Below are 12,544 nucleotides of genomic sequence, written 5' to 3' on the forward strand. Positions count from 1 at the left end.
CTGAGGGGGTGTCCCGACCTCGGCTGCGACGGATGGCGCCTCGGTGGGGGAGTGGAGTTCAGGCCGGTGCGGACAGGGCCGTGCGGTAGTCGGAGAGGGCTGCCGCGGTGTCGGCGAGGGGGAAGCGGGCGCCGAGCTGCCCGTCCGGGCGGATGAGGAGTCCGGTCGGGCCGTCGGGGCGGTAGAGCCGGGCGAACTCCCCTTTGGTGTCGCGGTATCCGGGGACAGGAAGGAGGTCGGGGGCGCACGGAGTGGCGTCCCGGGCGAGGACGGCAACGGTCTGCAGGCCGTCTTCCCGAACGGGGGCGTCGGGGGTGCCGAGGGCGCTTCCGTCGGCCACAGGCGACTGCTCGGCGGCTCGGGTGGCCGCTTCGGCGGCCTTGGCGAGGGCGGCCGGGTCGGCCGCGTACATCAGCAGCACGTGTCCTGTGTGGCCGCGCAGGATGTCGAGCAGCCGCAAGGGGTAGGTGGCCACGGGGGTGGTCAGACCGGCGCAGTCCGGGGCCCGGTCGCCGGGCTGGGGCGCGTCGGCCGGCCCGCTGGGCTTGTCGGCGAGCGGGCCGCCCCGGTAGCTGACGAGCAGTTGGGCTTCGTGCAGCATCAGGGTCCGCGGGTCGTCAGGGTCGGCTTCGATGCCGTCGGTGGCGTGGCGGACGGTCCGGCCGACGACCTCCTCACCTACGGGGCGGCGCTCGGCGTCGTAGCTGGCGAGGAGGGCGGGTCCGGCCTCCCCGCGGACGACGAGAGCGAGTTTCCAGGCCAGGTTGCAGGCATCCTGGATGCCGGTGTTCATGCCCTGCGCACCCGTGGGCGGGTGGATGTGGGCGGCGTCGCCCGCGACGAACACCCGGCCGTCGGCGTAGCGGTCGACGATCCGGTGGCTGATGCGGAAGACGGACGACCAGCGCATCCGCGACAGGACGGCTGCCTTGGGGGCGAGGCGATCCACGACCGCCTGCAGGTGGGACAGTTCAGGGGCGCGACCGCTCTCCGGACCGTGCGGCACGGACTCGCCCCGCGCGGGCCCGCCCTCCGCCGTCCGCGGGGAGAGTTCGGGTGGCACCAGCGTCGACATGCGGTAGCGGCCCGCTCCGGGCAGCGGGATGCAGACCAGCAGGTCGTCGGTGGCGCCGTCGTCGGTGCGGTGGAGGGACCGCAGGCCGTATCCGTGCGGCAGATCCCAGTCGGCTTCGACGTCGGCCAGCAGGTACTCCTCGGCGAAGGCCCCGCCCTCGAAGGCGAGTCCGAGCCCCTTGCGGACGGTGCTGTGCGCTCCGTCGCAGCCGATCAGATAGCGGGCCCGGACCTCCTCCTCGCTGTCGGAGGCGGTACGCAGCCGGGCGGTGACCCCGTCCTCGTCCTGCGCGAACGACAGCAGCTCGGTGCCACGCTCGATGACCGTCCCCAGGCCGGCGAGATACGCCTCAAGGATGCGCTCGGTCTCGTACTGCGGTAGCGCGGCGAATCCGTACGGCACCTCGGGCGGCAGGGTGAGGTCGATCCGCGCCTGCTCCCGGCCGTTGACGTAGATCAGTTGGCCGCGCATCGCGAGGGCGGCTTCCAGGACGGTGCGGGCCAGGCCCATCCGGTCCCAGAGCTCAAGGGTGCGCGGCTGGATGCCGACCGCCTTGGCGTACGGCAGGCGGGCCGGCAGTCGGTCGACGAGACGGCAGCACACCCCGTTGCGACGCAGCTCCGCGGCGGCGCTCAGCCCGACCGGCCCGGCGCCCGCGATCAGTACGTCGGTGGTATGGGTGTGCGCCACGCGGACCTCCCGCTGCCTGCTGCCCCTTGCCGGTCCGTACTCCGGTACTCCATCGTGCCCCGGTGCCGCGCGAGCGGCGAGCCGGCCATCGAGCGGCGAGCCGGGCACGCGGCCGTGGGCCGCGCCGGCCGGTCGGTGTGGCGGCTGCCCGGTCGGTGGCATCCGGGCCGGCCGCTCCGGCACCGTCGTGCGGAGCCCGGCTCACTTCATGTCGTACGGCCTGCGTCGGGAGACGCGAGGGCTTCGGTGAGTTTTTCGAGGCGCAGGGCGAACGTGCCGGCCTCGCCCGGAGGCCAGGTGGCCATCTCCTCGGCCAGGAAGGACTCCATCGCGCCGCGCAGTTCCCGGACGGTCCGCTCACCGTCCGCGGTGAGCGCCAGACGGGTGGCGCGGGCGTCGGACGGGTCGGGGCCACGGGCGATCAGCCCGGCCTCCTGCAACCGCGTGGCGTAGCGGGTGGTGACGGTGCGGTCCATGCCGATCGCCTCGGCGAGCCTGGTGGCGGTGGCGGGCCCGACGCGGTCGAGGCCGGACAGCACCGGGTAGGTGGTGGCGTCGACGCCCTCCACCCCTGAGGTCAGCCGGCCGTGGAGCCCGGCGCGGGTGGCCCGCAGGGTCAGGGCGCCGAGGGCTGCGGCCACCCGGGCGGCGGACGTCTGGTCGGTGGTGTCAGTGGTTGGCTCGCTCACCCTTCGATGATACGTGCAAAAGGCACGGAGTCCTGCTAGCGTTGCATGCGTGCAGAAAGCACGTGCATCACACACACAAGGGGTTCTCATGTCGCATGCGCAGCAGCCGGTGGTACGGCCCGAAGACGTCCTGCCCGCCGGGATCGACTCGACCGCGATCAACGGGCGTACCGTCCGCAAGGGTTCGGTGGCCGCGTTCGTCGCCAACGCCGTACGCCTCGACGACCTCACCGAGGGCACCGCCGAATACGCGGCCCTTCTGGCGCAGTTGCGGGAACTTGCCCCCGCCCTGCGCACGATCGGGCTTCTCGACGTCTTCGAGCCCCGCTCGCCCGTAGTGGGCCGGATCCTCGCGGACGCCGCGTAGTGGCGAGGGGGTCGGGTTCCTGACCCCTGACCGGCTCCGTCCGACCGTCGGCCCGGGAAACGGCGAAGGCCGGCCCGACGCTGTGGGCGTCGAGCCGGCCTTGCCGGTGGTGCGGTCCTCGGGGTGCCGAGCCGTCCGGTCGGCGGACCGGTCAGTCCGTGCCGGACTCCATCGCGGCGCGGTCCAGCATCTCGTCCTCGCTGGAGATTTCGCCGCGGGAGGCGATGGCCTCGGCGCCGCCCTCGGGCATGGTGCCGATCAGCCCGGTCGCGGCCGCCTGGGCGGCTCCGATGGCGGGGTTGGCGGTGCCGATCATGCCGAGCCCGGCGTACTGCTCCAGCTTGGCGCGCGAGTCGGCGATGTCCAGGTTGCGCATGGTGAGTTGGCCGATCCGGTCCACCGGGCCGAAGGCCGAGTCCTCGGTGCGCTCCATGGACAGCTTGTCCGGGTGGTAGCTGAACGCCGGCCCGGTGGTGTCGAGGATCGAGTAGTCCTCGCCGCGCCGCAGCCGCAACGTCACCTCGCCGGTGACGGCCGCGCCGACCCAGCGCTGCAGCGACTCACGCACCATCAGCGCCTGCGGGTCCAGCCAGCGGCCCTCGTACATCAGCCGGCCCAGGCGCCGGCCTTCGTTGTGGTACTGGGCGAGGGTGTCCTCGTTGTGGATCGCGTTGACCAGGCGCTCGTACGCGGCGTGCAGCAGCGCCATGCCGGGCGCCTCGTAGATGCCGCGGCTCTTGGCCTCGATGATGCGGTTCTCGATCTGGTCCGACATGCCCATGCCGTGCCGGCCGCCGATGTCGTTCGCCTCCATCACCAGGTCGACGGGGGACGCGAACTCCTTGCCGTTGATCGTTACCGGGCGGCCCTGGTCGAAGCCGATCGTCACGTCCTCGGCGGCGATCTCGACCGACGGATCCCAGAACCGCACGCCCATGATGGGGTCCACGGTCTCCACGCCGGTGTCGAGGTGCTCCAGGGTCTTCGCCTCGTGGGTGGCACCCCAGATGTTGGCGTCGGTGGAGTACGCCTTCTCGGTGCTGTCGCGGTAGGGCAGGTCGTGGGCGAGCAGCCACTCCGACATCTCCTTGCGGCCGCCGAGCTCGGTCACGAAGTCCGCGTCCAGCCAGGGCTTGTAGATCCGCAGGTTCGGGTTGGCGAGCAGGCCGTAGCGGTAGAACCGCTCGATGTCGTTGCCCTTGTAGGTCGAGCCGTCGCCCCAGATCTGGACGTTGTCCTCCAGCATCGCCCGGACCAGGAGGGTGCCGGTGACGGCGCGGCCGAGCGGCGTGGTGTTGAAGTAGGCACGCCCGCCCGAGCGGATGTGGAACGCGCCGCAGGTGAGCGCGGCCAGGCCCTCCTCGACCAGCGCCGCGCGGCAGTCGACCAGGCGCGCGATCTCGGCGCCGTAGGTCTGCGCACGCCCGGGCACCGAGGCGATGTCGGGCTCGTCGTACTGGCCGATGTCGGCGGTGTAGGTGCACGGAACGGCACCCTTGTCGCGCATCCACGCGACCGCGACCGAGGTGTCGAGGCCGCCCGAGAAGGCGATGCCGACGCGCTCGCCGACGGGAAGGGAGGTGAGGACCTTAGACATGGGAAGAGTATGCAACAAAAGGCATGAGTATGCAACAGCGGATGATCAGTGTCGTAGGCCACCTCGCGAGCCGCCGCCGGCGGCCCCGTGGCCCCTCGAAACCATGCTCTCGCCGGCCGGCACCACGGCCGGAGAGGCGCGCGTACTGTCGGGGCAGAGCAGACGGCACAGTCGGGGGTGGCGATGCGGGACCAGAACATTGAGGCAGGCCGACTCCAGGTACGCACCGGCGCCGAACCTCCTGATCAGGCGGAGACGGGGAACACCGCGGCGCGAGCGGCTGAGCTGCGCACCGCCCTCGACGGCATCCGCAGCATCCGCCACCTCACCAACAGCGGACCCGACCCGGCTGCGCGCCCCGCAGCGTGGGAGCGCGGTCGATTGCTGCACACGGTGAGCCTGCTGCTCGAAGCCGAAGGCGTGGCCCCGTCAGCCACTGGCGCGGACGGCGAGCCGGTGCGGACCGGATACCGCACCAGCGCGGGAGAACGGCCGGGGCAGGTGCTGGTGCGCTGGGTCGGGCCACGGGGGAGTGGCGCCCGCTACCAGGAACAGGAGCACCTCCGACGCTGCCAGGACGTACTGCGCGACTGGGGCTTCGAGGCGCTGGCGGTACGCGGCCCCGGTCGCCGCCACCGGTTGGAAGTGGAAGCGGGCCGTGACTGAAGGGCCGCGCAGGGCCCTTGCTTCCGCTGACAGGCCGCGCCAGGGCGCTTACCTCTGCTGAAAGGCCGCTGCGGCCTGCCGGGTGCGCCATTCCTCCACGACGTCCTGCTGTCGCCGGGCCCGTTCGAGGAGGTCGTCGAGCAGCCGCGGGTCCAGGCGCTTTTCGATGGCGGTGAGCCGGCGGAGGGTCTCCCATCCGGCTGCCTTGCCCTCCACCGCCACTCTCAGCAGCTCCAACTCCAGGAAGGTGCTGAGCGGAGAGCGTCGCAGGAGGCGGCCGTTGCTCTTCAGCCGTCCCACCTTCTCGGCGGTCCAGCCCGCGCAGATCTTGTAGCGCCGGACCGGGATCCCCAGGTCCCTGATGATGCCGAGCAGACTCACCCGGTCGCGGGCGATCTCGGCGGCGACCGGGCCGAGCGCCTCGGAGAGCGCCGCATCGCGGGCGGTCCGCACCAGGTGGTGGGCCCGTTCCACCCCCGCGGTGGCGCCGGCCAGGTGGTCGTTGAGGTAGATGCCCAGCAGGTCCAGGTCCGTGCCGCGGGTGCGTTCGGTCCGAGCTGCGCCGGAGCGGGGCCGGTCGTCCATCATGTGCCACCTTCGTCGTCCAGGCGCCGGGAGACGGATCCGCCTCCGGCGCTCACGGCTGCGGGAACCCGCCCGCAGTGCTCTGCCCACCGCCCTGCCGGCGCCGTGCGCGGACGGCGACGTACAGGGTGCGGGAGTGCCGCCCCCGCTCACCTCCACCGTGGTGGTGACGCGCACGACACAGGGCCTCCGGGGCGTCGAACCGAACCCGAACCGGACGGGAGGCTCGACCGGCGCCAGCGGGCCGAGGTCCCGGCCCTCGTAGGTGGCGGCCGCCGCGGTGATCGGACGCAGGGCACGGACGCCGTACCACTCGCTGCGGCCACCCCCGCTCCCATGGGTGCGTACGTTCAACAGCAGGCGGGCGAGCGGGTCCGTCACCGCCGTCCAGGCCGGCCGGGCGGCGATCGGGCCGGGGACGGCCGACAGCAGGAAACCCAGGAGGGACCGTCGGCCGAGGGTGAGACGCAGGTCGAGCGGGCCCGCCGAAACGGACCAGCCGTCCGCGGTGCGACCGACCCGGACGGGCAGGACCCGCACGCCGTCGAAGGTGTACGTCGCGGCAATGAAGTCGGCCGTGTGCTGCGTGGGGGCCAGCAGCAGCCGGTGCCCGTCCGGCAGTTCGAGCATCACGTCGCTGAACGGCCCGAACGGCGACCGTGCCCAGTGCCCGACCACCACGCGGGTACCGGAGGCGGTACCGATGCCGGCGATCCAGCCGTCGAAGCGCAGTCGAGCCGGCACGAGCAGCGGGTGCATCGCCTTTCCTCCGGCAGGGTGCGGGGCCGCGTCGGGGGCGCGTCGACATCGGTCCTCACAGGAGAGCATCGCGCGCCCCGCCGCGCTCCCCGTGCTGCGCCGAATGCGCGGCGCCCCGATGCGGTCGGCGTAGCTCCGGAGGATCCGTGCCGCAGGCTGCTACACCTCGTAGGCACCCGTCCCCGTGAGAAGAGCCCTTCGTCCCTGTGAGGTGGCGCCGTGTCGCTCCGTTCCAGCGCTTCCCTGCCACCGGCCAGACGAGGGGAGCCGTTGCAGCGGCTGCTGTTCGGCGCGGTGTACGGCTCGGTGCTCGCCAGCGCGCTGGCGGCCGCGCTGGGACACGACGGACACCCGACCGATCCCGGCTACGACGCTGTGTGGGTGGCGCTGACGGCCGCGGCGTCGGCCGGTTCGCACGGCTACGCCCACGCCATCGCGCACCGGGCGGACGACGGGACAGCGGTCACCGTCAGTGCCGTGCGGTCGATGCTGACCGAATGGCCGCTGTTGGTGGCGGCGCTGCCGACGGTGGCCGCGTTGTTGGGTGCCTACCTGCACTGGTGGAGCGAGGACGGGGCGGTGGACGTCGCGCTGCTCATCAATCTGGTGGTGCTGTTCGGCTGCGGTGTGTGGTCGGCCCGGGTGGCCGGCCGGACCTGGCCGGCGAGCTGCCGGGTCGGCGGCGTGGACGCGATGCTCGGGCTGTTCATCGTGTTCGCGAACGTGGTGGTCAAGTGAGGTGACGGCGCCCGGCCGGATCGGCGGCCCGGCGGCCCGGCGGAGACGGTCGTGGACCCGAGTCACCGTGCCGTGCACGACCCGGGCACCAGGGCCGTGAGCTGCGCCGGAAGCGGATCTGCGGGCCGGGGCCCCCGGGAATAGCCTGGAAAAGAGCCGCACCGGGACGGTACGGACGCTCCCGATGCATCCCCTTCGCCGAGGGGCAGCAGCACAGGGAGGAGGAACCGTGTCCTGGAAACTGAACGGCACGTACCTGGAGAGCTGCAACTGCGACGTGGTGTGCCCCTGCACCACCTCCGGCTTGACCGCGCCGGCCGACCACGAACGCTGCCAGGTGACCTTCGCGTTCCACGTGGACAGCGGGAAGGTGGACGGAGTGGACGTCGCCGACCGCAACGTCGCCGTCTTCATCGACGGGCCCCGGGTGATGGCCGACGGCGGCTGGCAGGTGGCGCTGTACGTCGACGCCGCGGCGGACGACGGCCAGGCGGAGGCGCTGGGCAAGGTCTTCTCCGGGCAGGCCGGCGGGCCGATGGCGGCGCTCACTCCGCTCATCGGCGAGGTCCTCGGTGTGGAGCGGGTCCCCATCGACTACCACGAAGACGGCCGCCGCCACGCCGTGCGGGTGGGCGACGCCATCGACATCGAGATCGAGGACCAGATCGCCCCGCAGTTCGGTGCGGATGGCCCGGTCATGGGCTTGACCGGCATGTTCCACCCGGTGAGCAGCACGCTGACGATCGCCAGGTCCACCCGGGCGACGGGCGACGGCGTGTACGGCCGGTCCTGGGACTTCAGCGGCGGGAACGGACACTCGGCGCCCTTCGCGTGGTCCGCGTGACCGGTGGGCCGGTCACCGTCCGCCGCCGGGCGGGCCCCGCCGGGCTGCTGCTGGTCGTGGCGGTCGCCGCCTGGGTCTATCTGGTGACGCGCTGGGGCGGCATGCAGGCGATGCCGGGCACCATGGGCCTGGGACTGGCCGCTTTCCTGGCCGTGTGGACGCTGATGACGGCCGCGATGATGCTGCCCGCCACGGCGCCCGTCGCCGCGCTGTACGCACGCACCATCACCGTGCACCGGGCGCCGCGCATGGTCGTGTTCACCGTCGCCTACCTGCTCGTCTGGGCCGCGGCCGGGCTGCCCGCGTACGGGCTCGCCGCCGGCCTGGGCCGGGCGGCGAGCCTCCCCGCCGCGACGGGCACCGCCGTGGCCGCGGCCGTGTTCGCGGTCAGTGGCCTCTACCAGCTCACGCCCCTCAAGGACCGCTGCCTGGCAAGGTGCCGCTCGCCGATCGGGCTGATGCTGCGCTACGCCTCGTACCCCAGGACGTCGCGCGATGTGTGTGCCGGAGCCCACCACGGAGCCTTCTGCCTGGGCTGTTGCTGGTCGCTGATGGTCCTGCTGGCGGCGTTCGGCGTGATGAATCTGTGGGCCATGGTGGCCCTGACCGCCGTGATCACCGCCGAGAAGCTCGCTCCGGCCGGCTACCTGGTGGCCCGCGTCGTGGGGTTCGCCTCGATAGCCCTGGCCGTCGCGGTCTTCTGGTTCCCGGCGCTGGCCCCGGGCCTCACCGGCGGCGGTACGGCCGGCATGTGAGGAGAGGACGGCCCGCGACGGCCCAGACCTCACTACCCGCCCCGTGATGCGAAGCGGCGGCGCCGGGCCGGGGGAGGCGGCCCGGCGCCGCCGGTCGGGCGGATCAGCCCTGGACGCGCGCCCGGCGCCGCACGGCCAGGGTGACCCCGCCGCCCGCGGCGAGCAGTGCCACGGCGACGCCGGCCAGCACACCGGCGTTCGACCCGGTCTCGGCGAGATCGCCGCTGCCGGGCTTGGCCGACGCGCTGGGCTTGGCCGGCACACCGGGCTGCGCACTGCTCGTGCCCGACTCCGACGGCGACGCGGAGGGGTTGGCCGGCGTCGCGGAGGCGGACGCCGTGGCGCCGGGGGAGGCCGGCGCCGAGGCGGTCGCCGACGGCCCGGTGCCGTTCCGGTCCGCGCAGTCCACCCAGAACACCTTGTGCTTCGCCGCGCCCTTCTCGCCCTCGAAGTTCCAGTACAGCTTGTAGTGGCCGTCCGGAAGCTTCTGGTCCTCGGTGCGGCCGTGCCCGTCCGTGTCCAAGGTGATGGCGCCGGAGTCGGCGGTCTTGTTCTTGGTACCGGTCGGGGGCCATTCGGCGATCCGCCAGTCCACCTTCTGGAGGCCGTCGAAGCCGAAGGCGTCCAGGTAGAAGGTGCAGACGTGCGGCTCGTTCTTCTTCAGCGCCTCACCGGTTCCGGCATCGTGGATCTTGACCGTGCCGTTGTCGCCGGGTGCGTTGTGTGCGTACGCGGTCGTGGGCAGCAGAAGGGCTGCCGCCAGTGCCGTGGACGCCGCGCAGGCAGAGCTGAGGGTGCGCATGGGCGTGTTCCCGCCTCAAAGTGATGGAGGTTGAGAGTGACACGTGGGGGGAGAGGGAAAGATTCCAGCCACTCCCACCGGCCCGTCAAGGCCCTTAGCGCCCTATCTGCCTCATTCGGCAGCAACTGTCCCAACAGTCGGAGATAACGATCCGACACCACCCGGCGCGGGCTGCCCGTTCGGGCCCGGCGGGCGCGCGGGTCCGCCGCGCGGCCCAACCCCCTGGCCGGGGTTGTGAGCTGGGAGGATATGGTTGCGGACGGACTGCGCAGGCCCTACCGGGGAAACAAGCGCAAGGTCAAGAACCACTGTTGACCACAGGGGTGTGCTCCCGCAGCAACGACCGTTCCTCCTCCCGTCGTCCTGCCGGCCGTGCGCCGCCTGCCCCAGAAACCCCACCGTGAGCACCGATTTCGCGCTGCGCCCGCAGCCCGCTTCCGCCCCCGATTCGCCCCGGCCACCGAAGCGGCCCGGCCGGCCCTCCGCCCGACCCCCGGCCCGGCCCACCGCGGGCGCCGCCCTCCACAGCATCATCGCGGCCACGGCGGTGCTCCTCGGGCTCGTCGCGATCGGCACGGTGATCCACGAGCCGGTCCTGATACCGCCGCTGGCCGCCAGCGCCGCCCTCGTGCACAGTGCCCCCTCCCAGCCTCTGGCCCAGCCCCGGAGCCTCGTCGTGGGGCATCTGCTCGGTGCCGCCGCCGGGTACGGCGTCCTCGCCCTGGCCAACAGCAGCCCCTGGGCCGCCGCGGTGGCCGGCGGCGTCACACTCGCCGCGACGATGGCTGCCCGCACCCCGCACTCGCCGGCCTGCGCCACCGCTGTCGTCGTCGTGCTCCAGACCCCGGCTCCCGGCCGGTTCGTGCCGCTGTTGCTCGGCGCCACCATGCTGCTCGCCCTGACCGGCTTCGCCGCGTCCCGCGTACGCCGCGGGACACCGAGGTACCCCGCGTACTGGTGGTGACCCGCTGCCGAGTCGCTCGCGCGGCGCCGCGCGCCGGCGACATCAGCGCGATGACGCCGCGTCAGGAAGAGGATTTGAGCCCGCTGTCAGTGGTCCCCACTACGGTGCCGCTCATGACCGAGCTCTCTTTCTGGACGCTCCCGGCCGAGACGGCCGTACGCAGTTCGCACTCCGGTGAATACGCCCTCACCGTCCTGGACCCACCGCTGCCCGGGAGCACAGCCGAGTTGCCGCCGCACGACCGCGCGCGGGCCCGAGCGTTCGCCGAAGCCTTCCCCACCGTCGACGCGGTGCTGGAGGAACTTCCACCGTTGCCCGCGTCGGAGGCTCTGTACGCGGAGACGCTCTCGGACCTGGATCTGATCACGGTCGGCTGCTGGGGCAACGTGACCTGCATATCCGATCCGGCTCTGGCCGCTTACGACGCCGGCATGACTCCGGTCCTCCAGGAGGTCACAACCCTCCACGAGCGTTACCCCGAGGCCCTGATCGTCGGTTCGGCGGCGCCCGATTTCGGTGAGACGCACACGGAGGACGTGATCTGCCTCCCCGAGGGCCTGACGCTCTTCGCTTCCGGTTTCCCCGCTTACGCCACCCCGTGGGACGTCGACGGCGACCCCCACGCCATCCTGAACGCTCTTGACATCGATCTGGCTGGTCTGACCGATGACGAGCGGGAATACCTTCAACTGGACGCGGCACCCCACCTCACCAACTGGGGGCTGCTGGGAGGGCTCGTCCTGGAGCACTGCGGTCGCAAGCTCCGGACCGGGCTTGAGACGTCCGTGTTCCGCGTCCGCCACACCGAGGAGTACACCTCGGCGATGGAGGAGATGTGGGGGTGGACGGCGCACCAGCTATGACGATGACCTGTCCGTGGCCGCCCTCCGGGTAGCCACATCCAGGGCGCCGCTCAGCACAGTTGGTCGGTGGGCTCGGTCGCCCGGGGCCGGGGCGCCACCAGGCTGGTGAGGAGTTCCTTCAAGCCGCGTCCGCGCCGGTGATCCACTCGGGCCCGGGGCCCACTCCCCGAAGGGCGGGCCCGCCCACCTCCCGCCTGGTGAGCGGCCTCCCAACTGCACCCGCCAGGCTCGAACATGAACCGCCCCTCCCCACGGCAGTTGCCCACTACCGTGAGCGGCTATGACCGACAACAGCATCTGGGACCGGCCCCCCGAGGCCCCCGTCCTCCGCACCGGCGCGTTCCGCCTGACCATGATCGAGCGGCCCTTTCCCGGCCCCGCCGGCTCGCTGCCCGCCCACGACCACGCCCGGGCGCGCGACATCGCCGCCGGCCTCACCACCGTCGAGGAGATCACCGCCGAGCTGGAACCCCGCCCCGACAGCGACGGACTCCCGCACGAGACGCGCGCGGATCTCGAACAGCTCGATGTCGGCTGCTGGGGTCCGGTTACCGAAATCACGGATGCGGCCTTCGCCCACCGCGGCGAATTCACCCCTCTCGCCGACCACGCCGAAGCCCTGGCCAAGCGGTACCCGAACGCGGCCCTCATCGGCTCCGTCACCGTCGACTTCGCCATCCGCTACCGGGCCTTCCTCTTTCTCCACCCCGACGGAACCCAGCTGTGGGCCGACGGATGGGCCGGTGAAGACCCCTGGACCGTCACCGGAAACGTCCACCACATCATCGACGCCTTCGCCGTCCGCGGCGCCCTGGAGAACGCCGGCTTCAACGCTGCCGCCGAACCGGGCGTCATGGCCTGGAGCGAGCTGGAAGACGTCATCCTGCGCAGCCTCATGCCCGTCCGGAGGAGCGAACGGATGCTGTCCGGCTTCCGCGTGACGCGCCCGCGCGAGGTGGCCGTGCACCTGGAGGAGACCTGGCTCGAAGAGTAACGAGCCCACGACAAAGGCGAGTTGGCCGAAACGATCGCCGGAATCGAACATCTATCAGGCGGTGGCGCCCTAAGGTTGACGCGTCGCCGGCGCCGCATCCGTACCAGACGATCTCGGAAGCCCCACGCGGCGCTTTCCGGCACGGGCTTCTCAGGG

The 12,544-nt window shown here is 72.2% G+C and carries 13 protein-coding genes; 8 read left to right on the forward strand and 5 right to left on the reverse strand.

The annotated features are described in order from the left end of the window. Window positions 1-58: 58 nt before the first annotated feature. Together SL103_RS18200 and SL103_RS18205 are read right to left on the reverse strand one after the other, a co-directional pair. Window positions 59-1,765, reverse strand: a complete 1,707-nt coding sequence (locus SL103_RS18200) for an FAD-dependent monooxygenase (RefSeq protein ID WP_069570056.1) — start codon at window positions 1,763-1,765, stop codon at window positions 59-61. A 206-nt stretch (window positions 1,766-1,971) separates the two neighbouring features. After that, window positions 1,972-2,454, reverse strand: coding sequence for a MarR family winged helix-turn-helix transcriptional regulator (locus SL103_RS18205; RefSeq protein ID WP_244303952.1), 483 nt, complete (start codon window positions 2,452-2,454; stop codon window positions 1,972-1,974). Window positions 2,455-2,542: 88 nt separating this feature from the next. Between SL103_RS18205 and SL103_RS18210 the strand changes: the two genes are divergently transcribed. Continuing rightward, a complete protein-coding gene (locus tag SL103_RS18210) occupies window positions 2,543-2,821 on the forward strand; it encodes a hypothetical protein (protein ID WP_069570057.1) in 279 nt (92 codons plus the stop codon). Between the two features lie 151 nt (window positions 2,822-2,972). Here the strand turns inward: SL103_RS18210 and argG are convergent, their stop codons facing one another. Further along, window positions 2,973-4,418, reverse strand: a complete 1,446-nt coding sequence (argG, locus tag SL103_RS18215) for an argininosuccinate synthase (protein ID WP_069570058.1) — start codon at window positions 4,416-4,418, stop codon at window positions 2,973-2,975. 183 nt (window positions 4,419-4,601) lie between these two features. On the opposite strand from argG, the gene SL103_RS18220 reads away from it, so the two are divergent. Beyond that, the gene (locus tag SL103_RS18220) at window positions 4,602-5,084 is read left to right on the forward strand and encodes a hypothetical protein (protein ID WP_069573873.1); all 483 of its coding nucleotides are present in this window, start codon (window positions 4,602-4,604) and stop codon (window positions 5,082-5,084) included. 48 nt (window positions 5,085-5,132) lie between these two features. Here SL103_RS18220 and SL103_RS36120 read toward each other — a convergent pair whose 3' ends face one another. Next, window positions 5,133-5,669: a hypothetical protein gene (locus tag SL103_RS36120; protein WP_079146258.1), complete on the reverse strand. Its 537-nt coding sequence runs from the start codon at window positions 5,667-5,669 to the stop codon at window positions 5,133-5,135. A 978-nt stretch (window positions 5,670-6,647) separates the two neighbouring features. On the opposite strand from SL103_RS36120, the gene SL103_RS18230 reads away from it, so the two are divergent. The 3 genes from SL103_RS18230 to SL103_RS18240 all read left to right on the forward strand — a co-directional run bounded on the left by SL103_RS18230 (window position 6,648) and on the right by SL103_RS18240 (window position 8,765). Continuing rightward, window positions 6,648-7,166 (forward strand): hypothetical protein, encoded by a 519-nt coding sequence (locus SL103_RS18230; protein WP_069570059.1) that lies wholly within the window; start codon window positions 6,648-6,650, stop codon window positions 7,164-7,166. Window positions 7,167-7,395: 229 nt separating this feature from the next. Next, the gene (locus SL103_RS18235; protein ID WP_069570060.1) at window positions 7,396-8,010 is read left to right on the forward strand and encodes a DUF1326 domain-containing protein; all 615 of its coding nucleotides are present in this window, start codon (window positions 7,396-7,398) and stop codon (window positions 8,008-8,010) included. Next, window positions 8,007-8,765, forward strand: a complete 759-nt coding sequence (locus SL103_RS18240; protein WP_069573874.1) for a DUF2182 domain-containing protein — start codon at window positions 8,007-8,009, stop codon at window positions 8,763-8,765. The genes SL103_RS18235 and SL103_RS18240 overlap by 4 nt, the downstream gene beginning before the upstream one ends. A 103-nt stretch (window positions 8,766-8,868) precedes the next feature. Here the strand turns inward: SL103_RS18240 and SL103_RS18245 are convergent, their stop codons facing one another. Continuing rightward, window positions 8,869-9,567 carry an LAETG motif-containing sortase-dependent surface protein gene (locus tag SL103_RS18245; protein WP_069570061.1) on the reverse strand — a complete coding sequence of 233 codons (699 nt, stop codon included), beginning with the start codon at window positions 9,565-9,567 and terminating at the stop codon, window positions 8,869-8,871. A 400-nt stretch (window positions 9,568-9,967) separates the two neighbouring features. Between SL103_RS18245 and SL103_RS18250 the strand changes: the two genes are divergently transcribed. From SL103_RS18250 to SL103_RS18260, 3 genes are all read left to right on the forward strand, one after another. Continuing rightward, complete coding sequence (locus SL103_RS18250; RefSeq protein ID WP_069570062.1) at window positions 9,968-10,531, forward strand: HPP family protein; 564 nt, start codon at window positions 9,968-9,970, stop codon at window positions 10,529-10,531. 113 nt (window positions 10,532-10,644) lie between these two features. After that, window positions 10,645-11,394 (forward strand): DUF6333 family protein, encoded by a 750-nt coding sequence (locus SL103_RS18255; RefSeq protein ID WP_164492834.1) that lies wholly within the window; start codon window positions 10,645-10,647, stop codon window positions 11,392-11,394. A gap of 280 nt (window positions 11,395-11,674) precedes the next feature. Then, on the forward strand, window positions 11,675-12,388 hold the full coding sequence (locus SL103_RS18260) for a DUF6333 family protein (protein WP_069570064.1): 714 nt from the start codon (window positions 11,675-11,677) through the stop codon (window positions 12,386-12,388). Window positions 12,389-12,544 lie beyond the last annotated feature (156 nt).

Source organism: Streptomyces lydicus (assembly GCF_001729485.1).
GTDB lineage: Bacteria > Actinomycetota > Actinomycetes > Streptomycetales > Streptomycetaceae > Streptomyces > Streptomyces lydicus_D.